Here is a 22,926-nt window from a genome sequence, read left to right as displayed (position 1 = left end):
ATGGCCGCCGGGTTGAGCTTCCGCGAGAAGATGTCCGGATATTTCGCGATGGGTTACACGGATCCGTACGAAGGTGCCCGCGTGGGCCGCCGTACGGACTGGAAGCTCACCCTGCGTGCCACCGTCACCGTCTCCGACATCGGGAAGTTCACCGCCGACCCCCTCCACCCCGGCACCCTGCGCGGCGAGATCGAGCTGCCAGGGGTGGGCCGGCGTATCCCGTTCCACGACGGCGTGTTCCGGCTCTTCGCGCCCTCCGGCACTCCCGGCCTCACCCTCCTCGTCTACGAGGCCCCGTTCTCCTACGACGGCCGCCGGTACTACCTGGCCGGCCGCAAGAACGTACGCGATGACCTGGGCCTGGACCTGTGGCCCGACACGACCACCCTGGAGGTGCGCCTGCACCGCGGGCCCGACGCGGAGGGCGAGGTGGTGGGCGCCGGGGTGCTGCGGCTCGGCGTCGGGGACCTGGCGGCGCTGCTGGTGTCGATGCGGGCCGGCGACGCGGCCACGCCGGTCGAGGCGGCGCGCGGCTACGCCCGGTTCGGGCTGCTGTTCGCGCGGAGCCTGCGCGACAGCTATCTGCGGCGCCCGCGCGCCTTCATGCGCGCCCGCCAACCCCGCTGACCTTCGCGGAGAGGAGCAGTCATGAGCACTTCCCCGATGCCCGCGACGAAGGAGCATGTGGACGCGGTGGTCGTCGGCTCCGGCTTCGGCGGTTCCGTGTCCGCCTACCGGCTGGCCGAAGCCGGGCTGCGGGTGGTCGTCCTGGAGCGCGGGCGCGCGTACCCGCCGGGGAGCTTCGCCCGCACGCCGCGCGAGATGAGCAGGAACCTGTGGGATCCGAGCGAGGGGCTGCAGGGGCTGTTCGACGTGTGGACGTTCAACGGGTTCGACTCCGTGGTGAGCAGCGGGCTCGGCGGCGGCTCGCTGATCTACGCGAACGTGCTGCTCAGGAAGGAGGAGAAGTGGTTCGTCAGGCGGGAGGGCCTGCCCGGCGGCGGCTACGAGACGTGGCCGGTGACCAGGGACGACCTCGACCCGCACTACGACGTCGTGGAGCGCATGCTGGGCGCCGCCCGCTACCCCCTGCACGCCCCCGCCTACGCCGACACCCGCAAGACGCTGGCCATGCAGGTCGCGGCCAAGGACCTGGGCTACGAGTGGGAGCTGCCGCCGCTGGCGGTCAGCTTCTCGCCGGGGCCGAAGGAGGCGCCGGGGCTCGGGTTGCCGATCAGAGATCCCGAGTACGGGAACCTGCACGGGCGGCCGCGGCGTACCTGCCGGTTGTGCGGGGAGTGCGACATCGGCTGCAACGACGGCGCGAAGAACACGCTCGACCACACCTACCTGTCGGCCGCCAAGGCCGCGCAGGCCGACATCCGGACTCGCTGCGAGGTGCGCGGGATGCGGCTGCGCGACAGCGGCGGCTACGAGGTCGGTTACGTCGAGCACGACCCTTCGAGCGAGGGCGGCCGCACCGACACGCGCCGCCTGCCCCTGCGCACGATCACCTGCGACCGCCTGATCCTCGGCGCGGGCACCTACGGCACCACGTACCTGCTGCTGCGCAACCGGCGCACGCTCCCGGGACTCAACCTGGACCGGCTCGGCAAGCGCTACTTGGGCAACGGCGACCTGCTGACGTTCCTGCTGCCCAGGCACGACGGCGGCGTGCCGCTGGAGGGCAGCCGCGGGCCGGTGATCACCAGCTCCATGCTGGTGCCGGACCGGCTCGACCGCCCCGACGTCATGGGGCGGGGCTTCTACGTCCAGGACGGCGGCTACCCGGGGTTCGTCGACTGGCTGACCGAGAGCACGGACGTGACAGGTTCGGTGTTCAGGGCCGGCGAGTTCGCGGTGCGGGCGGTGTTGTCCCGCCTGCTCGGCACCCCCGACGGCAACCTGGGCGGCGAGCTGTCCCGCCTGATCGGCGAGGGCAAGCTGTCGGCGGGCTCGCTGCCGATGCTCGGCATGGGCCGCGACGTGCCGGACGGGGAGATGCGGCTGAGCGGCGACCGGCTGCGGGTGGACTGGACGACCAGGACGAGCAAGGAGTACTTCGCCCGGATGCGGCGCGTCATGCGCGACATCGCCGACCACCTGGACACCCGGTACGCGGACAACCCCATGTGGTTCCTCCGCAAGATCGTCACCGTGCACCCGCTGGGCGGCGCGGCCATCGGGCACAGCAGGGAGGAAGGCGTGTGCGACCCGTACAACGCCGTGTTCGGCCTGCCCGGCCTGTACGTCGCCGACGGCGCGGCCATGCCGGGACCCGTGGGCGCCAACCCGTCGCTGACCATCGCGGCGCTGGCGGACCGCATGTGCACCCGCCTGCTGGAGAACCGCTCCCGTGAGAAGAAGGGGCGGACGGGGAAGGGGCGGGCGTCGTGAACCGCATCGCCGTGGCGATCGTCCACGGTGTCGAGATCGCCGACCCCGACTTCGCCGCGAAGCCGGCCCGCCTGCTGCGCGACGCCTTCGCCGACGCGCTCGGCGTGACCCGCCTCGACGCCGACAACGCGCTGGTCGTCGAGCCCGTCCACTGGGCGCCGCACATCGAGGATCGCCAGCGCGAGCTCTTCGGCAGGATGTACGAGGGCGAGGCCCGCTCGTTCTTCGACGACCACCTCGACGGCATCGTCAGGAGTCTCAACGCGGGTTCGGTGGCCGCGCTGGCGCCGCTGCTCCGCTCGATCGTCCGGCGTACGATGCCGGGCCTGCGCGAGTTGCACTACCCGACCGCGCGCTGGCTGACGTTGCACTTCGCCGGCGACATCATCGCCTACGACAGGAAGATGGACGAGTCCAACTACGTCGCCGCGCACGAGGTGCTGGCCAAGGCCCTGGCGCGGCTGGCCGACAAGGCGGGCGAGCGGGCGCCGCTGTGCGTGCTGGCGCACTCGTTCGGGACCGTGCTGGTCAGCGACTACGTCTACGACCAGCAGGAGACCCTGCGCGGGCACAAACTGGTGCCCGACGAGGTGCGCGCGGTCATGGGCACCTCGGCGCTGGCCAGGGGCGAGACGCTCGCCTGGTTGTACACGATGGGCAGCCCCCTCGCCCTGTGGAGCCTGCGCAACCCGGCCGCCCGGCTCGACAGGCCCATCGACTTCCCCGGCGTGGGGATCGGCGGGGAAAGGAACCGGCTGCAGAGCGAGTGGGTCAACTTCCACGACCGCGACGACGTGATCGCCTATCCGCTGCGGCCGCTCGGGCCCGGCTACGCGGAACGGGTGACCATGGACCGGGCGGTGAACGTGCGCGGGCGGTGGCCGGTGTTCCAGACGCCGCTGGTGCACCCGTACTACTGGAGTGACGGGAAGGTGATGGAGGCCGTCGCCCGGTCCCTGGCCAAGGGCTGGCGCACCCTCAACCCGTAGCCGGCACCGTCGCCGGCACCGTGGGCGACGGCGGGGCCGCGGGAACGGTCGGCAGGTTGGCGAACTGGCCGATCCGCTGCTTGACCGGCACCGACACCCGCACCGCCTTGGCGTCCTTGAACGTGAACGTCATCGGCACCTGCGTGCCACGCACCCCGCTGATCGTGCCGATGGGCTGACTGCCGGTGCCGACCGGCTGGTTCGGCGGCAGCGTGAGCGGCCCGGAGAGCTGTACGGAGCCCCCTCCGTCCACGGTGATCCGTTCGAGCTGGTCGGGCCGGCCCGCCTCGTTGATCAGCACCGCGAACAGGGCCTGCTGAGGCGAGGGCGAGGTCGCGTCACCGCTCTCGTTCAGCAGGAAGGCGTTGCGCAGGAGGAGGGTTCCTCCCGCGTCGTCGGCGTTGGCACCGTCGTTCTGCGGGGCTCTGTTGTCCTTGTCGAAGCCCGCGTTCGTGCAGCCGGTGGCCGCCAGGGCCACGACGATCACGGCGGTGACGATGGGACGCGTCGCTGGCATGCCCTCCCGCTACCCGCGAACACACTCCGTAACCATGGGCTCCAACCAGCGGGAACAGCGCGGTTTCCGCCTGGTGACCATCGATGATGCATCATGTACCGTCACCGGTAACGCGTGACCTACCCCAGGAGCGGTAGATGGTTGAGCAGCAAGGACTCGACACGACAGGTCAGCAGAAGAAACGGCAACTGGTCCGGGCGGTGGTCGCCTCCGCCGTGGGGACCTCGATCGAGTGGTACGACTTCTTCCTCTACGGCTTCGCCGCCACCACCATCTTCGCGAAGCTGTACTTCCCCACCAACGCCCCGACGACCGGCCTCCTGCTCGCCCTCGGCACCTACTTCGGCGGCTTCGCCGCCCGCCCCATCGGCGCGGCGATCTTCGGCCACTACGGCGACCGCATCGGCCGCAAGGCCACCCTGATCATCACCCTGCTGTCCATGGGCATCGCCACCGCCCTCGTCGGGCTGGTGCCCACGTACGAGCAGATCGGGATCTGGGGCGGCATCCTGCTCACCCTCCTGCGCCTGCTCCAGGGCATCAGCGTCGGCGGTGAATGGGGCGGCTCGGTGCTGCTGGCCACCGAGTGGGGCAAGTCGCGCGGCGGCAAACGCGGCTTCCTGGGGAGCTGGCCGCAGTTCGGGGTGCCCGTCGGGCTCGTGCTCGGGTATCTGGCGCTGCAGGTGTTCCAGCCGCTGGACCCGTACTGGGGGTGGCGCATCCCGTTCCTGCTCAGCATCGTCATGGCGGCCATCGGGCTCTACATCAGGCTCGGCATCCTGGAGACGCCGGTCTTCGCCAAGGTCGTCAGGGAGAACAGGGTCGAGCGGGTGCCCGTGCGGGTGGTCATCGCCAAGAACTGGAGGGAGATCGTGCTCAGCGCGTTGTTGCGTACCGGGCAGCAGGCGCCGTTCTACATCTTCACCGTCTTCATCCTGACTTATGCCACCAAGACGCTGGGGTTCAAGGCGAGCGACGTCTACACGTACGTGATCGTCGCCGGTGTCGTCTCGCTGTTCACGGTGCCGTTCTGGGGCTACATCTCCGACCTCGTGGGGCGCCGGCGGCTGTACATGATCGGCGCGGCGCTCATGGTCGTCTGGTCGTTCATCTACTGGCCGCTGCTGGACACCCGGGTGCCCGCGCTGGTCTTCCTGGCCATCGTGCTGGCCGCGCCCATCCATGACATCCAGTACGGACCGCAGGCCACGTTCATCGCCGAGAGCTTCACCGGGCGGCTGCGGTACAGCGGGGCCTCCCTCGGGTACCAGCTCGCCTCGATCACGGCCGGCGGGCCCGCGCCGCTGATCGCGGTCTGGTTGTACGCCACCTACGAGAGCTCGTTCGCCATCGCCGTCTACATGGCCATCTGCGGGGTGATCAGCGTGGTGGCGGCGTTCGCCTTGAAGGATCGGTCGCAGCAGGACTACGCCGTCGAATACGACGAAGTCCGCCCTTCCCCCGGTTAAGTCCCCTGCGCTTCTCTCGGCAGGGACCCACCGCCCCTTCCCTCTCTCACCGCAGGAACCCACCGCCCTTTCTCACCAAGGGCCCAGTCGGAGTACGGCGGGGTCGAGAAGGTCGGTGGGATCTTGGCCGGGGTGAGGGAGCGGGTCAGGCGAGGTGTTCGATCGCCGTCATCGTGGCGTCGAGGTGCCGCAGCACGATCCGTACGGCATCCTCCGCGTGCCGCCGCCGAAAGGCCGTCACCAGTTCGCGATGGTCGCGATCGGCCTCCTCCCGGCGCGCCCGCTCCTGCCCGCGCAGCGAGAGGCCGACGTAGACGGCGGCCCCGTCGCGCAGCCCCTTGAGGATCGCGCACAGCCGGGGCGAGCCGGCCGCGTCGCTGAGGACCGCGTGGAACTGGCGGTTGAGCTCGACCCACTCACCGGGGTCGGGCTCGTCCCGCATCAGCTCCTGCAGCCGCGCGGCCCGGTCGACCTCCTCGTCGGTGACGCGCTCGACGGCCTGGCGGATCGAGACGGGCTCCAGCATGCGGCGCAGCTCGTAGATCTCCCTGACCTCGGACATGTCCAGCTCGCGGATCATCGCCCCCTTGTGGGGGTCGATCCTGATCAGCCCCTCGCCGGCCAGGTCGCGCAGGGCCTCGCGGACCGGCGTGATGCTGACCTTGAGCTGCGCGGCGATGTCGGCCTGGACGAGCCGGTAGCCGAGCGGCAGGTCGCCGCCGAGGATCGCCCGCTTGAGCGTTTCGTAGACGAAGGCGTGCGCGGTGCGTGCGGGCGGGCCCGGCTTGAGCACGACGGTCGTCACCCGAACCACTATAAGACGCACGTCACCGCGGTCCCCGGCAAGGTCACGCCCCTTCTGCCACCACCGTGTTGCTCAGCTCGCCCAGCCCCTCGACCGCCACTGTCATCGTGTCGCCCGGCTGCACCGGGCGTACCCCGGGCGGCGTTCCCGTCATGATCACGTCGCCGGGTTCGAGGGTGGAGAAGGCCGACACGTACGCGATCAGCTCCGGGATGCCGAAGATGAAGTCCTTGGTACGCCCGTCCTGGCGCACCTCCCCGCCCACCGTGCAGGTGACGCGCACGTCTGACGGGTCGAACTCGGTGTCCACCCACGGGCCCAGCGGGCAGAAGGTGTCGAAGCCCTTGCCGCGCGTCCACTGCGGGTCGCTCTTCTGGATGTCGCGGGCGGTGACGTCGTTGCCGATGGTGTAGCCGAACACCAGGGACATCGCGTCCTCGGCCGCCACCCGCCGCCCCGAGCGCCCGATCACCACGACCAGCTCGGCCTCCGGGTCGAGCCGCCCGGACAACGACGGATAGACGACCTCGTCGCCGGGGCCGACGATCGACGACGGCGGCTTGAGGAAGATCAGCGGCTCCTTCGGCACCGGGTTGCCGAACTCGGCCGCGTGGTCGGCGTAGTTCCGGCCGACACAGATGATCTTGCTCGGGGTGACGGGGGCGCGCAGGCGTACGTTCGCTCCCAGGGGTTCGCCGGGGACCAGCCCCGTGTACGGGTCGCCGTCGGCGGCGCGCGCCGTGCCGTCCTGGTCGAGCACCCCCCACCGCACCGTGCCCGCGTCGTCGTACCTGATGATGCGCATTTCGCTCCTCAGCAGCCGTTGTACTCGTTCGTCCAGAGGCGGCCCTCGGCCGCGTCCGCCTTTTCCTCGACGATTTTCAGCCTGAGCATGACATCCAGCGTCCGCTGCACGACAACCGGGTCGAAACAGCCCTTTTCGGACAGCGCGGAGGTCATCGCCTTCACCGTGCGGAGCACCGTCGCCCGGTCGTTGCTGCCCAGGTCGTCCATGATCTGCCCGGCCACCGCGTCGGGCTGCTGCTTGACCTTCGCGGTGGCCTGCGCCAGGACGCGGCTGAACGCGGTCGCGGTCTGGACGTTCTCCTCGGCCCACTGCCGGGAGGTGGCCCAGGCGGTGTAGTCGTACTTGTCCAGCTCCGGCACCTCGCCCTTGGGCCCGTCGATGAGGACCACGCCGAAGCCCTTCTCGGCGGCCACGTACGGGGTCGGCGGCGACAGGTGGTAGGCGTCGATCTGGCCCTTCTCCAGGGCGGCCAGCAGCGCGGACCCGCCGCCGAGCGGCACCAGCTCCACGTCGCGCTCCGGGTCGAGGCCGACCGAGGCCAGGTAGTAGCGCATGTACGTGTCGGTGGGGGAGCCCGGCGAGGTGATTCCGATCTTGAGCCCCTTGAGCGCGCTCAGGCGGTCACGCAGGGGCGAGGCCGCGGTGACCTTCTTGCGTTCCGCGACCTCCTTGCGCATGACGAGGGTGAGCGTGACCCGGTTGAGGATGTCGTGGGCCATGACCACCGAGTCGTCGCCCGCCTTACGCAGCTCGGCGAGGTCCTCGAACCCGACGTCGGCGTACTGGGCCTGGCCGGAGGCGAGCGCGGCGATGCTGTCGTTGCCGCTCTCCACCTCGACGATCTCGACCGTGAGCCCCTCCTTGGCGAACAGGCCGTCGTCCTTGGCGACGTACAGGGCGGAGAGGAACACGTTCGGCGCCGACGCGATCGTGATCTTCTTCGCCTCCTGACCGGTCTGCCCGCAGCCTGCCACCAGTACGAGGAGCGCCGCGACCGCCGCTGACCTCATCTCAACCGACCTCCTCATAGGGTCTCGCCGCCGCGGAGCCTGACCTCGGGCCGCCAGCGCAACACGCGGGACAGGGGACGCAGGGACATGGACAGGAGCAGCACGATCGCGGCCAGCACGATCGTGCCCGCGATGACCCCCGCGGTCTGGTAGCGCCCGGCCGCCGCCCTGGTCAGGTAGCCGATGCCGCGGTTGGAGGCGATGAACTCGCCCACCACCGCGCCGATCATCGCCGCGGGCAGGGTGATGCGCAGGGCCGCGAGCACGTACGGCAGCGCGCCGGGCAACAACACCGACCGCATCGTCGCCCACCGGTCGCCGCCCATCACCCGCGTGACGTCGAGCAGCCCCTGCGGCACCTGCCTGATGCCCTCGACGGTGTTGATGAACACCACGAAGAACACGAAGTACGCGGCCAGCACGATCTTGGGCGCCAGTCCGATGCCGAACCACAGGATGAAGACCGGCCCGAGCGCCACCGCGGGGATCGAGTACGCCATGAGGAAGTACGGCTCCACCACCCGGTAGGCCACCCTCCGCAGGGCCAGGGGCCAGGCCAGCGACACGCCGAGCGCCGCCCCGATGAGGAAGCCCAGCGCGGTCGAGGTCAGCGTGAACCGCGCGTGGAACCAGAAGTCGGCCGAGCCGAACCAGTCGATCAACCGCTCGGCGACCGCGTGCGGACTGCTGATGAAGAACGGCCTGATCAGGGTCCCCGAGACGAGCTCCCACACGGCCACGGCTCCCGCCGCCACCCCGAGCCGGCCCGCCCACACGACCGCCCGCCGGGTCCTGCGCCGTCGCGCGCCGCGCCGCCGTACGTCCTCGAGAACCTGTTCGCTCATCCGCGTGGCTCCTGTGCGCACCAGGGCAGCGCCCGCGCCTCCACCGCCCGTATCGCCGCGTTGACCAGCATGACCAGCACGGCCACGACCACGATCCCGGCGAACACGGTCGCCGTCTCGAACTGGCGCGACGAGCGCACGATGAGGTAACCCAGGCCCTGGGTCGCCGCGATGAACTCGCCGAGTATGGCGCCGACCATGGCCCGCGAGAACGTCAGGCGGATGCTCGCCACCACGGCGGGCGCGGCTCCGGGCAGCACGATCGTCCGTACGAGCCCGCCGCCCCGCGCCCCCATCACCCGCGCCACCTCGACCAGCCCAGGACTGATCCCCCGTACCCCGGCCATGGTGTTGGCCAGCACGATGAGGAACACCATCAGCGCGGCCAGCAGCACCTTCGGCAGCAGGCCGAGACCGAACCACATGATGAACATCGGCGCGAGCGCGATCTTCGGAATGGAGTAGAACGCGGCCACGAACGGCCCCGCGATCTCGTCCAGCGCGGGCACCGCCACCAGGACCAGCGCCGCCACCAGCCCCACCGCGATGCCGATCAGGTATCCGGCGCCCGCCTCGCCCAGCGTCACCCCGATGTGCCCCCACAACTGCCCGTCGAGCACGAGCTCCACGAGACGGGTGGCGACCTCGGACGGGCTGCTCACGTACCGCCGTTCGACGGCCAGCGGCGCGCCGAACTCCCAGAGCAGCAGCAGCGCCGCACCCAGCAGCACGATCCCGGACCGCACGAGCAGCCGCTCCCTGGCCGCCGCGGCCCGGGCGCGTCCGGCGGCCCGGGCCAGCACCTCGGCGCCGTCGCTCACCGTGACCTCGCGGAGCGTCATGTCGCCGCGATCTCCATGCGGATGTCGTCCCACAACAGGTCGTACAACTCCCTGAACCGCGGCACGTCGTGAATGTGGAAGACGTCTCTGGGGCGGGGCAGGCTCACCTCGTACTCCCGTTTGATGCGGCCGGGACGGCACGTGAACGTGATGATCCGGTCGCTCAGCGCGATGGCCTCGACGAGGTCGTGGGTGACGAACAGCACGGTCGGCCGCCGCAGCTCCCACAGCTTGAGCAACTCGTCCTGGAGGATCACCCGGGTCTGCGCGTCGAGCGGGCCGAACGGCTCGTCCATGAGGACGACGTCGCTGTCGTACGCGAGCGTGCGCACGATCCCGGCCCGCTTGCGCATGCCGCCGGACAACTCGTGCGGGTAGTGGTTCTCGAAGCCCGCCAGGCCGACCAGTTCGATGAACTCGCGGGCCCGCCTGCGGCGTTCGTCCTTGGGCACGCGGCGGAGCTCCAGGCCGTACTCGACGTTGCGGGCCATCGAGCGCCACGGCAGCAGGTTGTCGTCCTGGGTGATGTAGCCGACCTCGGTGTTCACCCCGGTGACGGCCCTGCCGTGGTGCATGACCCGCCCCGCGGACGGCTGGGTGAGCCCGGCGAGCAGGTTGAGCACGGTGGACTTGCCGCACCCCGAAGGGCCGACCAGGCTGATGAACTCGCCGGGGCGCGCGGCGAAGCTCACGTCCTCCAGGGCGAGCAGGGGCTGCGTGGAACGGCCCCGCGGAACGAACGCCTTGTAGACCGCCTCCAGGCGGATGGCCTCGTCGAGTGGTGGGTTGGCCGGATCTACCATTCGATCAGCTCCATACCGGATACCGAAGATGGTAGACCGTCTACAATTCAGATCAAGACCTCGCGAGGAGATCGCGCAGGGCCTTCACCACCTCTCCCGGGGCCTCCTCGGCCATGAAGTGGCCGCTCGTGACCGTGCGGTGCTCCAGGTTCTCCGCCCAGGCCCGCCACCGCCCGGCCGCGTCGAACCCCAGCGCCGCGCCCCAGTCCTGCTGCAACACCGTCACCGGCATCGCCAGCCGGTGGCCCGCCCGCCGGTCGGCCTCGTCGTGCTCGACGTCGATCGTGGCCGTGGCCCGGTAGTCCGCCACGATCGACGGAACGGCCTCGCGGGACGCCTTCAGGTAGGCGGCGCGCACGTCGGCGGGGATCGCGTCCGGGTCGACGGCCCAGACGTCCAGGAAGTGGCCGAAGAACGTGTCCGCCGAGGCGGCGATCATGGTTTCCGGCAGGCCAGGGGGCTGCGCCATCAGGTACAGGTGGAAGCCGACGGCCGCCGAACGGCCCCGCATGACGTCCCAGCTGTCCAGGGTCGGCAGCACGTCCAGCGAGGCAAGGTGGGTGACGACGGCCGGATGGTCGAGCCCCGCCCTGACCGCGACCAGCGCGCCCCTGTCGTGGCCGGCCAGCGCGAACCGGTCGTGCCCGAGCGCCTTGGCCAGTTCGACGATGTCGGCGGCCATGGTGCGCTTGGAGTAGGTCTGTCCTGTGTCGGCCGGCTTGTCGCTGTCGCCGTAGCCGCGCAGGTCGGGGCAGATCACGGTGTGGTCGGCGGCCAGGTCCGCGGCGACGTGCCGCCACATCAGGTGGGTCTGGGGGAAGCCGTGCAGCAACACGATCGGGCTGCCGGAACCGCCGACGGCCACGTTCAGCGCCACGCCGTCGGCGACGGTGACCCGCCGCCGCGCGAATCCGGGGATCTTGGGCATCATGTCGATCTCTCCTCGGTGAGTCGTGTTCGTGAGTACGTGTTCGTGAGTGCGTGTTCGTGGGTACGTGCTACCAACCTGCCGCGCCTCGATCAGCACCTGGTCAGCGACCGGTCAGCCCAGGTCACACGGGCGGATAGGTTGGGGGCGCGATGGTGAATTTCGGTGTGCTGGGCTCGCTGACGGCCGCGGACGAGCGCGGCCCGATCCAGCTCAAGGGGCCCCGGCACCGGGCCGTCCTGGCGCGGCTGCTGGTCGCCAGAGGCCGGGTCGTGCCGGTGTCGTGGCTGATCGGCGACCTCTGGGAAGAGCCGGGGGAGGGGGCGCTGGGGGCCGTACAGACCTTCGTCGGGGCGCTCAGGAAGGCCCTCGAACCCTCCCGCCCGCCCCGCACGCCGTCGCGTCTTCTCATCACCTCGCCCCCCGGCTACGCGCTGCGCGCCGACCCGGGAACGGTGGACGCCTGGCGCTTCGAATCCGCCCTCGCCTCCTCCGCCCACCTGCCCGCCGAGGAGGCCCGCGTCCTGCTCGACGAGGCGCTGGGGCTGTGGCGGGGTCCGGCGTACGCGGAGTTCGCCGACCACGACTGGGCCAGGGGCGAGGCGTCCCGGCTGGACGAGCTCCGGCTGCTGGCCGTGGAACGCCGCGCCTCGGCTCTCCTGGGGTCGGGACTGGCGGCCGAGTCGGTGCCCGACCTGGAGGCGCACGTCTTCGCCCACCCGCTACGGGAGGACGGCTGGCGCCTCCTGGCCCTGGCGCTGTACCGGGCCGGGCGGCAGGGGGACGCGCTGGCGACGTTGCGGCGGGCCAGGGAGGTGCTGGCCGCCGAACTGGGACTGGACCCGGGCTCAGCCCTGCGCCGCCTCGAATCCGACATCCTCACCCACGCCCCCCACCTCACCGCCCCCGCCGAACAACTCCCAGACCACCGGCCGACCCCGCATCTGGCTGAGGGCGATGACGGGGCCTCGGCTGCCACGCGTCCCGCGGAGCCGGGTGAGCGTCCGTTTGTGGGGCGGGTCGGTGAGCTGGCTGAGCTGGAAGGTGTCGCGGCGGATGTGGCGTCGGCGGGGCGGTCGCGGCTCGTGCTGGTGTCCGGGGTGGCGGGCGCGGGCAAGACGGCGCTGGCCAGGACACTGGCTCGGCGGCTGGAGGCCGGCGGCTGGGCCATCGCGTGGGGCGCCAGTCCCGAACTCCAGGGCGCACCGGCGGCCTGGCCATGGACCCAGATGCGCGAGCAACTCGCCGCGGCCGGACGCCCGATCACCGCACCCGACGGCACCGACGCCTGGGCCACCGGCGACGCCCCTACGCTCGGCGGCGCCGATGGCGGTGACGCGCTTGGTGGGAGGTTCAGGCGGCATCGGGTGATCGCCGCGCAGCTTGCCGCAGTGGCCGCGCAAGGGCCGGTGTTGCTGGTGTTCGATGACCTGCACTGGGCGGATGAGGAGACCCTTGGCCTGCTCACCACGCCGGCCGCCGGCCTGGGTCCCGTGCTGGTCGTCGGCACGTACCGCTCGACCGAGATCTCCACGGGGCTGGCGGAGGCGCTGGGGCGGGCCGCACGGGTGGAACCGGCCCGGGTCTATCTGGGGGGACTGACGCAACCGCAGGTGCGCGAGCTGGTCCAGGCGGTCGGCGGGCGGGAGATCAGCGCGGACGAGGCCAGGACGATCCATGTGCGCAGCGCGGGGAACCCGTTCTTCGTGCGGGAGCTCATCCGTGTGTGGGAGAGCGAGGGTGAGGCGGGACTGCACACCGTTCCCGCAGGGGTACGTGACGTCATCCGGCACCGGCTGGCCGCACTACCCGACGCGGCCCGTACACACCTGCGCCAGGCCGCCGTCATCGGCCAGGAGGTCGATCTCGACGTGCTGATCCCGCTGGCGGGGGACGAGGAGCAGGTCCTGGACTCCGTGGAGTCCGCCCTGCTCGCGGGCTTCCTGGTCGAGCGGGACGCCGACCGGCTGCGGTTCGCGCACGCGCTGGTGCACGAGACGCTCTACGACGACGTCACCCGCTCCCGTCGCGCCCGCTGGCACGCACGAGTGGCCGAGCTCGTCGAACGTGCCCGGCCCGGCGACGTGGAGACCATCGCCCACCACTACGTACGCGCGGAGGGCAGGGCGGACGCGACCCGCACCGCCCACTACACGCGGGCGGCGGCCGAGCGGGCGGAGCGCAGATCCGCCCCGCACGAGGCGGCCCGTCTGTGGCGAGAGACGATCGCCGCCCTGGACCGCGCGAAAGCCACAGCCTCCCCGCACGCCGCCGGTTCCCCGCCGGCTACCGATGCGTCGGCTCGGGTGGAGGCGGTTATGGGGCTGGTCAGGGCGTTGGCGGTGACCGGGGGGTTGCGGGAGTCGCGGGAGTGCCGGGCCGAGGCGGTCGGGGCGGCGGAGGCGCTGGGCGATCCGGTGCTGACCGCTTCCGTGATCGGGTCGTTCGACGTGCCCGCCATCTGGACCACCAACGACGACCCGGCCCTGTCCGCACGTCTCGTCGCCGCCGCCGAGCGTACGCTGGCCGCCCTGCCTCCCGGGCATGACCCCGAACGCGCCCGGCTGCTGATCACCATCGCGATGGAACGGCGGGCCGACGCGGGCGGGCGGGGCGCGGAGGCGGCGCGCGAGGCCGAGGTCATCGCGCGCCGGCTGGACGATCGCACCCTGCTGGCCTACGCGCTCAACGGCCGTTACATGCAGACCTTCCACCGGGCCGGGCTCGCGCGGCAGCGGGCCGCGATCGGTGAGGAGTTGCTCGGCCTGGCCGCGGCGCAAGGCCGTGGTCCGGCGCCACACCGCCGCGACGGCCTGGTGACGTTCGAGGTGCTCGGGCACCTGATCCTGATCCAGGCCCGAGCCGCGCTCGCCGACCTCGAAGCCGCCGACCGGCACGCCGCCGCGGCCGATCGGCTCGCCGACCGCTACGACCTCCCGCTCGTCGGCGTCTTCACCACCTGGTACGCCGCCCTCCGGCGCGCCGTGACGGGAGAGAGCGGGGCACGAGCCGCGTACCGTACGGCCGCCGCCCGGCTCAGCGGCACCGGCATGCCCGGCGTGGAGGACGGCATCCTGCCCCTGGCCCTGCTCTGCCTGGAGGTGGCCGACACGCGGTGGGAGCCGCCGGGCAAGGATCGCGACCCGGCGGACATGGCGTGTGACCCCACCCCGGTGGCCGGGTCGGCGAGGGCTGGCTGGGGGCCGTACGAGCGCTGGGCCCGGCCGCTGGCCCTGCTGGCCCAGGGGCGGCGCGAGGAGGCGTCGGCCGCCGCCCAGGCGATCCCCGACTCACCGCGTGACCTGCTCTTCGAGGCCAGGACCTGCCTGCACGCCATGGTGGCGATCGAGACCGCCGACCGACCGGCGATGGAACGTCTCTACGACCGCCTGCTCCCCGCGGAGGACGAGCTGGCAGGCGCCGGCAGCGGACTGCTCACCCTCGGCCCCGTCGCCCGGCACCTCGGCCGCCTGGCCACCGCCCTCGGACGGCACCGCGAGGCCGAAGGACATTTCCGGCAGGCAGCGGCGCTCACCGCGCGCGCCCGAGCGGTGAAGGCCGCCACCGACCGGCCCCCGCCGAAGCCCGCGCAGACCGCCACCGACCAGCCCCGGCCGAAGCCCGCGCAGACTGCCGCCGACCGGCCACCTCCGGTGCACTGAGATTCCGCCGGTACCCTGCTTGTCGTCGGAGGAAGCCGATGTGTGACATGTGAGCGGTATCCGTCATCGGCAGCCCCACCTCTGAGTTTCCGAAAGTTTCGGGCAACTTAACGTCCCGCCATGCCTTGACCCGCTCCTGAACTCGGATGAAGCCCCGGTCGGCAGGATTCGCAACATAGCAGGTTGGCGGCACTCTTGACACGCCACAACAGGCCCCATATGTTGCCGCAAGATTAAACAAATCTGCTTGAAAGTTTCGGCGTCACCCCCGCGTTACACCCCCCGCTCTCGCCGCGGGCGGCGCCGTCATGGCCGAAGGGATGGCATGAGGGGCCAGGTACCAATCGACACAAGCTCGGCATCCGGCGAGAGCGAGCAGTGGCGGAACACGCGCTTGTCGCCCACCGAGCGGGCCGACGCGCTCATCCCGCTGATGACCCTCGAAGAGAAGGTCGCCCAGCTCGTCGGCGTGTGGGTCGGCGCCGACGCCTCTGGCGGAGGCGTCGCCCCGCACCAGACCGACATGGGCAGCGGCCCCGAATGGGACGACGCCATCCGGCAGGGCCTCGGCCAGCTCACCCGGCCGTTCGGGACGGCGCCGGTCGATCCCGTGGCGGGCGCCCGGTCGCTGGCGGCCTCCCAGGACGAGATCGTGCGGGCCAGCCGGTTCGGGATCCCGGCGCAGGTGCACGAGGAGTGCCTGACGGGGTTCGCGGCCTGGCGGGCGACGGTGTATCCGGCGCCGCTGAGCTGGGGCGCCTCGTTCGACCCCGAGCTGATCGAGGAGGTCGCCGGGCGGATCGGCCGCTCCATGCGCGCCGCGGGCATCCATCAGGGGCTGGCCCCGGTGGTGGACGTGACCAGGGATTACCGCTGGGGGCGTACCGAGGAGACGATCGGCGAGGACCCGTACCTGGTGGGGACGGTCGGCGCGGCGTACGTGCGGGGCCTGGAGGGCGCCGGGATCGTCGCCACGCTCAAGCACTTCGCGGGCTACTCGGCCTCCCGCGGCGGCAGGAACCTCGCGCCCGTCGCGATGGGGCGCAGGGAGCTGGCGGACGTGGTGCTGCCGCCGTTCGAGATGGCGCTGCGCCTGGGCGGCGCCCGTTCGGTCATGCACTCCTACACCGAGATCGACGGCGTGCCGGTGGCGGCCGACGAGAGCCTGCTCACCGGGCTGCTGCGCGACGAATGGGGCTTTGACGGCACCCTGGTCGCCGACTACTTCGCGATCCGCTTCCTGGAGCGGCTGCACCGCGTGGCCGCCGACGCCGGTGAGGCGGCCGGGATCGCCCTGCGGGCCGGGATCGACGTCGAGCTGCCCACGGTGGACACCTTCGGCGCCCCGCTCATCGAGGCGCTCAAGGCCGGGACGGTGGACGAGGCGCTGATCGACCGCGCCCTGCGCCGCGTGCTGGCGCAGAAGGCCGAGCTGGGCCTGCTCGACGAGGACTGGCGGCCGCTGCCGGGGCCCGCCGAGGAGGTGCGGCTCGACGACGAGGAGAGCCAGGAGCTCGCCCTGCGGCTGGCCCGCGAGGCCATCGTGCTGCTGCGCAACGAGGACGGCCTCCTGCCGCTGGCAGCGGGACGGAAGGTGGCCCTGGTCGGCCCGGTCGCCGACGACCCCATGGCGATGCTGGGCTGCTACGCCTTCCCCGCGCACGTGGGCCCGCACCCCGAGCACGGACTCGGGCTGGACCTGCCCTCGCTGCGCGAGTCGCTCCAAGGGCTCGTCCCCGGTCTCGCCTACGCCCGGGGCTGCGGCATCAGCGACGGCGACACCTCCGGCATCGCCGAGGCGGTCGCGCTGGCCGCCGAGAGCGACGTGTGCGTGCTGGCCGTCGGCGACCGCGCCGGGCTGTTCGGGCGCGGCACCTCGGGCGAGGGTTGCGACGCCACCGACCTGCGCCTGCCGGGCGTGCAGGCCGAGCTCGTCCAGGCGGTGCTCGCGACCGGCACCCCGGTGGTGCTGGTGCTGCTCGCGGGCCGCCCGTATGCGCTGGGCGGCGAGGTGGACGCCGCCAAGGCCGTCCTGTTCGGCTTCTTCCCCGGCCAGCGCGGCGGCCAGGCGCTGGCCGAGGTGCTGACCGGCGCCGTGAACCCGACCGGCCGCCTGCCGGTCAGCGTGCCGCGCGACGCGGGCGGCCTGCCGGCCACCTACCTGGCCCCGCCGCTCGGCCGCCGCTCGGACGTGTCGTCGGTCGACCCGACGCCCGCGTACCCGTTCGGCCACGGCCTGAGCTACACCGCCTACGAGTGGAGCGACGCCCGCGTCCAGGGCGGGTCCACGCAGTGGCCGGTGGACGGCGAGGTGGCCGTCGAGGTCACGGTCCGCAACACCGGCGAGCGCGACGGCGCGGAGGTCGTCCAGCTCTACCTGCACGACCCGGTCGCGCAGACGACCAGGCCGGAGGTCCGCCTGATCGGCTACGCCCGCGTACCGCTGGCGGCGGGGGAGTCGGCACGGGTGAGCTTCACCGTCCCCGCCGACGTCACGTCGTTCACCGGCACGCACGGCCGGCGCATCGTGGAGCCGGGCGCCGTCGAGCTGCGGCTCGGCCGCTCGTGCGCCGAGGCCGCGGCCACCCTGCCGCTGCGCCTGACCGGGTCGGAGCGGGAGGTCGGCCACCGCCGGCACCTGCGGGCGCCGGCGCACATCGACCGTAACCCTCCGGAGGGCCGAGGATGAGCACACCTGAGACGCTGAGCCCCAGCAAGGTGCGGGAACCAGAGGTGAAACCGGCGACCGGGCGCCGCCGGCGTCAGAACGGCAACTCGTGGGTGCGCGCGCTGCGCCGCGACTGGCAGCTCTACTCGCTGGCGGTCCTGCCGATGCTGTTCTTCCTGATCTTCCGGTACGCCCCCATGCTCGGCAACATCATCGCCTTCAGGAAGTTCGAGCCGGGCGGCAACATCTTCGGCGAGGAGTGGGTGGGCCTGCGCTACGTGAAGATGTTCCTGAGCGACCCGACGTTCTGGAACGTGTTCACCAACACCCTGATCCTGGGCACGCTGACCCTGATCTTCTGCTTCCCGCTGCCGATCGTGCTCGCGCTGCTGCTCAACGAGGTGCGGCGGCGCACGCTGAAGCGGTTCCTGCAGTCGGTGACGTACCTGCCGCACTTCCTGTCGATGGTGATCGTGGCCGGTCTCGTCATGCAGATGACGTCGATCGACGGGCCGATCAACGCCTTCCTCGACTTCGTCGGCAGCGAGAAGGTCTCGTTCATGCAGGACCCGGACTGGTTCCGGACGATCTACGTCAGCTCGGAGGTCTGGCAGACCGTCGGCTGGGGCACGATCCTCTACCTCGCCGCGCTGACCACCATCGACGGCCAGCTCTACGAGGCCGCCAGGATGGACGGCGCCGGCCGGTGGCGGCAGATCTGGCACGTGACGCTGCCCGGCATCCGGCCGACGGCGGTCACGCTGCTGATCCTCAACATCGGCACGTTCATGGCGGTGGGCTTCGAGAAGGTCTTCCTGCTCTACAACCCGCTGACGTATCCGACCGCCGACGTGATCTCCACGTACCTGTACCGGATGGGCCTGGAGGCGAGCAACTTCAGCTACGCCGCCGCCATCGGCCTGTTCGAGGCGCTGGTCGGCCTGGTGCTGATCCTCTCGGCGAATGTGATCTCCCGTCGCACAGTTGGGACGAGCCTGTGGTGACAACGCACGACATGAACCGGGGCCACCGTGTCTTCCAGTGGTTCAACGGGGTCATCCTGACCGTGGTCGTGGTGGTGACGCTCTATCCGTTCGTCAACATCCTGGCCCGCTCGTTCAGCTCCCAGGGCGCCATCAGCGCGGGCGAGGTGAACCTCATTCCCAAGGGGTTCAACCTGACGACGTACAAGATCGTGGCGTCGGACCCGATGTTCTGGACGAACTACCGCAACACGATCGTGTACACGGTCGTCGCGACGTTCATCGCGATCGTGATGACGACCTGTTACGCGTACGTGCTGTCCAAGAAGCACCTCAGGGGCCGCAAGTTCCTCGTCGGCGTCGCGGTCTTCACCATGTTCTTCTCCGGCGGCCTGATCCCGAACTACGTGCTGATCAGCGGGCTCGGCATGAAGAACTCGCTCTGGGCGATCGTCCTGCCCAACGCCATCAGCGTGTTCAACCTCCTGGTCATGAAGGCCTTCTTCGAGAGCCTGCCCCAGGACCTGGAGGAGGCCGCCGCCATCGACGGGCTGAACACCTACGGCATCCTGTGGAAGATCGTGCTGCCGCTGTCGAAGGCGGTCCTCGCCACGATGATCCTGTTCTACGCGGTCTCGTTCTGGAACTCCTGGTTCCCTGCGTTCCTCTACATGAACGATTCGGACCTGTTCCCCGTGACGGTCTATTTGCGCAACCTCATCGCCGGTGCCACCGGCGCCGACTCCTTCGGCGCGGCGGCCGCGGAAGTGACGCAGGCGGGGGCCAACATCCAGGCGGTGACGATCGTGCTCACCGTGCTGCCGATCCTCGTCGTCTACCCGTTCGTCCAGCGTTACTTCGTCTCCGGCGTCATGCTCGGCGCGGTCAAGGGCTGACCTTCCCGGCGCCTCACACCCCAGAAAGGATCCCCCCAATGCGCGAAATTTCGCGGCGTCAGGCGATCATCGGCCTCGGTGCCTTCGCCTCTCTCGCCCTGACCGCCTGCGGCAGCGACGGCGAGACCCCGGCGAAGGGCGCGGGAACGCCGGCCAACAAGGCGGGCTCGATGGCCTCCTATGGCGTCGGCCAGCAGTTCAAGGCCACCGAGCCGGTGTCGTTCGACGTGCTCTACAACAACCACCCGTTCTACCCGGACAAGGCCGACTGGTTGCTCTGGCAGGAGATGACCAAGCGCACCAACGTCACGCTCAAGCCGGTCGAGGTGCCGCTCAGCGACTACGAGAAGAAGCGCAGCCTGCTCATCGCCTCCGGCGATGCCCCGCTGATCATCCCGAAGACCTACCACCCGCAGGAGGAGGCGTTCGTCTCCTCCGGCGCCGTCCTGCCTGTCAGCGAGTACTTCAACCTGATGCCCAACTTCCAGGACAAGCTCGCCAAGTGGAAGTTCCAGCCTGAGCTGAACTCGATCATGCAGAACGACGGCGAGATCTATCTGCTGCCCGGCCTGCACGAGGGCGTCTGGGCCGACTACTCCTTCGCGGTGCGCACCGACATCCTGGAGAAGCTCAAGCTGGAGGTCCCCAAGACCCTGGACGACTTCTACAACATGCTCAAGGCGATGAAGGCCGAGTATCCGGACCTCTACCCGATGACCGACCGGTGGGGCGTGCCCACGCCGGGCGGCAACCTGTTCAAGCTCATCATGTGGGCGTACGGCAGCAAGGGCGGCTGGGCCTACGCCCACTCGACGTGGGACGCCGCCCTGGGCAAGTTCGCCTACACCGGCGCCATGCCGCAGTACAAGCAGGCGCTGGAGTACCTCAACAAGCTGGTGAAGGAGAAGCTGCTCGACCCCGAGAGCTTCACCCAGCAGGACGAGGCCGCCAAGCAGAAGTTCATCTCGGGCAAGTCCTTCGTGATCAGCAGCAACGCGCAGTCGCTGATCAACGACTATCGGGCCGCGCTGACCGAGAACAACCCGGACGCCAAGATCGCCAAGATCCCGGTGCCGATCGGGCCGGTCGGCGCGTACAAGTTCGACAGCCGCATGGAGAACGGCATCATGATCTCCAAGAAGGCCAAGGAGAACAAGAACTTCGTCGCCATGATGCAGTTCATCGACTGGCTCTGGTACTCCGAGGCGGGCCTGGAGTTCGTCAAGTGGGGCGTCGAGGGCACCACGTTCACCAAGGACGCCTCCGGCAAGTACAAGCTGGCCGACGACGTCGACTACGTCGGGCTCAATCCCGGGGCCCCCAAGCACCTGCAGAAGGACTTCGGCTTCGGCAACGGCGTGTTCGCCTACGGCGGCCCCACCAAGCTGCTCCAGTCCACGTTCTCGGACGAGGAGATGGAGTTCCAGAACGTGATGAACACCAGGAAGCAGTGGCCGGTCGAGCCGGGCGCCCCGCTCAGCGAGGAGGAGCGCGAGCAGGCCTCGATGTGGGAGACGCCGCTGAAGGACCACGTCACCCAGAACTCGCTGAAGTTCGTCCTCGGTGAGCGTGACCTCGGCGAGTGGGACGCCTACGTCAAGGAGCTGGAGGCCAAGAACTCCACGCAGTACATCACGCTCGTGAACGGCGCCTACGAGCGGTTCAAGAAGACGCACGGCGGCTGATTCCCCTCCAGGCCGGGCCACCCCCTCCTGCCGGGGTGGCCCGGCCGCCCTCTTTCCCAAGGACTGATCCATGCGCGACCTCGTACCCGGCGAGCCCACCGGGCGGCTGTCCGACGCCTGGCGCCACTGCGTCGGCACCGGACGCTTCGACCTCGCGCTGCGGCGCGACTACCAGGACTCGCTGGCGCTGGTCCAGCGGGAGATCGGCTTCCGCCACATCAGGGGGCACGGCCTGCTGAGCGACGGCGCAGGCGTCCACCGGCCCTACGAGCACGAGGGCGAGCGCCATGTCCTGCACTCCTTCACGTACGTGGACCAGGTGATCGACGCCTACCTCGACCTCGGCATCGAGCCCTTCCTTGAGCTGGGCTTCATGCCCTCCGGGCTGGCCTCCGGCGAGCAGACCGTGTTCTGGTGGCGCGGCAACGTCACCCCGCCCAGCTCGTGGCAGGAGTGGGCGGACCTGGTCAGGGCCACGCTCACCCACCTGATCGACCGGTACGGCCTCGACCGCGTGCGCCGCTGGCCGATCGAGGTCTGGAACGAGCCCAACCTCAAGGAGTTCTGGCAGGGCGCCGACGAGGCCGCCTACCACCGCCTGTACGAGGTCACCGCCCTGACGGTCAAGGACGTGGACGCCTCGCTCCAGGTCGGCGGCCCCGCCATCTCGCCCGGCTCCGACGACTGGATGACGCGCTTCGCCGACTTCGTCACCGCCCGCGACCTCCCGGTCGACTTCGTCAGCCGCCACGCCTACACCTCGGGCCCGGCCCAGCACGTGCCGTTCGGCGTGCACCAGACGCTCCGGCCCGCCTCGGAGCTGCTGGAGCAGTTCGCCACCCCGCGCCGCCAGCTCAAGGGCGGCCCGCTGGCCGGCCTGCCCGTGCACATCACGGAGTTCAACACCTCCTACCGCCCCGACAACCCGATCCACGACACGGCCTTCAACGCCGCCTACCTCGCCCCGGTCCTGGCGGAGGGTGGCGAGCTGGCCGACTCCTGCTCGTACTGGACCTTCAGCGACACGTTCGAGGAGGCCGGCATCCCGACGTCGATCTTCCACGGCGGCTTCGGCCTGCTCACGCACCGGCAGATCAAGAAGCCTGCTTATCACCTGTACGCCTTCATGGCCCGCATGGGCGACCAGCTCCTGACCAGGGGCGAGGACCACCTGGTCACCAGGGACGAGACGGGCCGCGTCACCGTGCTCGCCTGGGCGCCGGTGGACGTGACCGGCGCTCCCGCCGTGGCCGGGCACACCGTGCGCCTGCGGATCCCCTTCGAGGCGCCGTCGGTCTTCATGCTGCGCTCGTCGGTGAGTGAGGAGATGGGCAACGCCTGGGCGGCCTGGTGCGAAATGGGCCGTCCCCGGTCACCACACCCCAGACAGCTCGATATCCTCCGGGAAGCGGCGGAACCGGTCCGCCGTCACCGGAGCCTGCCGGCCGAGGGCGGGTCGGTCGATCTCGACCTGACGCTCGACCGCCACGAGGTCACGCTGGTCGAGCTGACGCCGGTGGCGGACGAGACCCCGCCGTGGCATGACGACCGCCGGATCCTTGGACGGGGGGAGCGCACAGGATGAGCGACGTGACGACGCTCCTCGGAGCAGGAGAGGC

18 protein-coding genes are annotated in these 22,926 nt (G+C 70.6%); 10 read left to right on the top strand and 8 right to left on the bottom strand.

Annotation, left to right across the window (positions count from 1 at the left end; all coding sequences use genetic code 11):
• Genes ACFPZ3_RS30125 through ACFPZ3_RS30115 form a run of 3 tightly spaced genes read left to right on the top strand, consistent with a single transcriptional unit; the run spans window position 1 to window position 3,386 of the window.
• Complete coding sequence (locus ACFPZ3_RS30125) at window positions 1-627, top strand: hypothetical protein (RefSeq protein WP_379517647.1); 627 nt, start codon at window positions 1-3, stop codon at window positions 625-627.
• Window positions 628-648: 21 nt separating this feature from the next.
• Window positions 649-2,397, top strand: a complete 1,749-nt coding sequence (locus ACFPZ3_RS30120; RefSeq protein ID WP_379517646.1) for a GMC oxidoreductase — start codon at window positions 649-651, stop codon at window positions 2,395-2,397.
• Window positions 2,394-3,386, top strand: coding sequence for a hypothetical protein (locus tag ACFPZ3_RS30115; protein WP_379517645.1), 993 nt, complete (start codon window positions 2,394-2,396; stop codon window positions 3,384-3,386). Before ACFPZ3_RS30120 ends, ACFPZ3_RS30115 begins: the two co-directional genes overlap by 4 nt.
• Here ACFPZ3_RS30115 and ACFPZ3_RS30110 read toward each other — a convergent pair.
• Complete coding sequence (locus tag ACFPZ3_RS30110) at window positions 3,376-3,903, bottom strand: copper chaperone PCu(A)C (RefSeq protein WP_379517644.1); 528 nt, start codon at window positions 3,901-3,903, stop codon at window positions 3,376-3,378. The two genes, ACFPZ3_RS30115 and ACFPZ3_RS30110, sit on opposite strands and share 11 nt — an antisense overlap.
• Before the next feature lie 137 nt (window positions 3,904-4,040).
• On the opposite strand from ACFPZ3_RS30110, the gene ACFPZ3_RS30105 reads away from it, so the two are divergent.
• The gene (locus ACFPZ3_RS30105; RefSeq protein WP_379517643.1) at window positions 4,041-5,372 is read left to right on the top strand and encodes an MFS transporter; all 1,332 of its coding nucleotides are present in this window, start codon (window positions 4,041-4,043) and stop codon (window positions 5,370-5,372) included.
• A gap of 145 nt (window positions 5,373-5,517) precedes the next feature.
• On the opposite strand, the gene ACFPZ3_RS30100 is transcribed toward ACFPZ3_RS30105, so the two are convergent.
• Genes ACFPZ3_RS30100 through ACFPZ3_RS30070 form a run of 7 tightly spaced genes read right to left on the bottom strand, consistent with a single transcriptional unit; the run spans window position 5,518 to window position 11,416 of the window.
• Complete coding sequence (locus ACFPZ3_RS30100; protein ID WP_379517642.1) at window positions 5,518-6,177, bottom strand: GntR family transcriptional regulator; 660 nt, start codon at window positions 6,175-6,177, stop codon at window positions 5,518-5,520.
• A gap of 43 nt (window positions 6,178-6,220) precedes the next feature.
• Entirely contained in the window at window positions 6,221-6,982 is a 762-nt protein-coding gene (locus ACFPZ3_RS30095) for a fumarylacetoacetate hydrolase family protein (RefSeq protein WP_379517641.1), read from the bottom strand.
• Window positions 6,983-6,990: 8 nt separating this feature from the next.
• On the bottom strand, window positions 6,991-7,995 hold the full coding sequence (locus tag ACFPZ3_RS30090; RefSeq protein ID WP_379517640.1) for an ABC transporter substrate-binding protein: 1,005 nt from the start codon (window positions 7,993-7,995) through the stop codon (window positions 6,991-6,993).
• A 14-nt stretch (window positions 7,996-8,009) separates the two neighbouring features.
• Complete coding sequence (locus ACFPZ3_RS30085; RefSeq protein WP_379517639.1) at window positions 8,010-8,840, bottom strand: ABC transporter permease; 831 nt, start codon at window positions 8,838-8,840, stop codon at window positions 8,010-8,012.
• Window positions 8,837-9,682, bottom strand: a complete 846-nt coding sequence (locus ACFPZ3_RS30080; RefSeq protein ID WP_379517638.1) for an ABC transporter permease — start codon at window positions 9,680-9,682, stop codon at window positions 8,837-8,839. The genes ACFPZ3_RS30085 and ACFPZ3_RS30080 overlap by 4 nt, the downstream gene beginning before the upstream one ends.
• Window positions 9,679-10,485, bottom strand: a complete 807-nt coding sequence (locus ACFPZ3_RS30075) for an ABC transporter ATP-binding protein (protein WP_379517637.1) — start codon at window positions 10,483-10,485, stop codon at window positions 9,679-9,681. Before ACFPZ3_RS30075 ends, ACFPZ3_RS30080 begins: the two co-directional genes overlap by 4 nt.
• A gap of 52 nt (window positions 10,486-10,537) precedes the next feature.
• Window positions 10,538-11,416: an alpha/beta fold hydrolase gene (locus ACFPZ3_RS30070; protein WP_379517636.1), complete on the bottom strand. Its 879-nt coding sequence runs from the start codon at window positions 11,414-11,416 to the stop codon at window positions 10,538-10,540.
• Window positions 11,417-11,565: 149 nt separating this feature from the next.
• Here ACFPZ3_RS30070 and ACFPZ3_RS30065 point away from each other — a divergent pair, with 149 nt between their 5' ends.
• From ACFPZ3_RS30065 to ACFPZ3_RS30040, 6 genes are all read left to right on the top strand, one after another.
• On the top strand, window positions 11,566-15,075 hold the full coding sequence (locus ACFPZ3_RS30065; protein ID WP_379517635.1) for a BTAD domain-containing putative transcriptional regulator: 3,510 nt from the start codon (window positions 11,566-11,568) through the stop codon (window positions 15,073-15,075).
• A 394-nt stretch (window positions 15,076-15,469) separates the two neighbouring features.
• Window positions 15,470-17,764 (top strand): beta-xylosidase/alpha-l-arabinosidase, encoded by a 2,295-nt coding sequence (locus tag ACFPZ3_RS30060; RefSeq protein ID WP_379517634.1) that lies wholly within the window; start codon window positions 15,470-15,472, stop codon window positions 17,762-17,764.
• Complete coding sequence (locus ACFPZ3_RS30055) at window positions 17,761-18,747, top strand: ABC transporter permease (protein WP_379517633.1); 987 nt, start codon at window positions 17,761-17,763, stop codon at window positions 18,745-18,747. Before ACFPZ3_RS30060 ends, ACFPZ3_RS30055 begins: the two co-directional genes overlap by 4 nt.
• Window positions 18,744-19,622, top strand: a complete 879-nt coding sequence (locus ACFPZ3_RS30050; protein WP_379517632.1) for a carbohydrate ABC transporter permease — start codon at window positions 18,744-18,746, stop codon at window positions 19,620-19,622. The genes ACFPZ3_RS30055 and ACFPZ3_RS30050 overlap by 4 nt, the downstream gene beginning before the upstream one ends.
• Before the next feature lie 38 nt (window positions 19,623-19,660).
• On the top strand, window positions 19,661-21,307 hold the full coding sequence (locus ACFPZ3_RS30045; protein WP_379517631.1) for an ABC transporter substrate-binding protein: 1,647 nt from the start codon (window positions 19,661-19,663) through the stop codon (window positions 21,305-21,307).
• Between the two features lie 70 nt (window positions 21,308-21,377).
• Entirely contained in the window at window positions 21,378-22,892 is a 1,515-nt protein-coding gene (locus tag ACFPZ3_RS30040; protein ID WP_379517630.1) for a GH39 family glycosyl hydrolase, read from the top strand.
• Window positions 22,893-22,926: the final 34 nt, after the last annotated feature.

The organism is Nonomuraea insulae, from assembly GCF_042656245.1.
The sequence above is the reverse complement of the archived record's forward strand: the minus strand, read 5'-3'. Positions and strand labels throughout refer to the sequence as shown.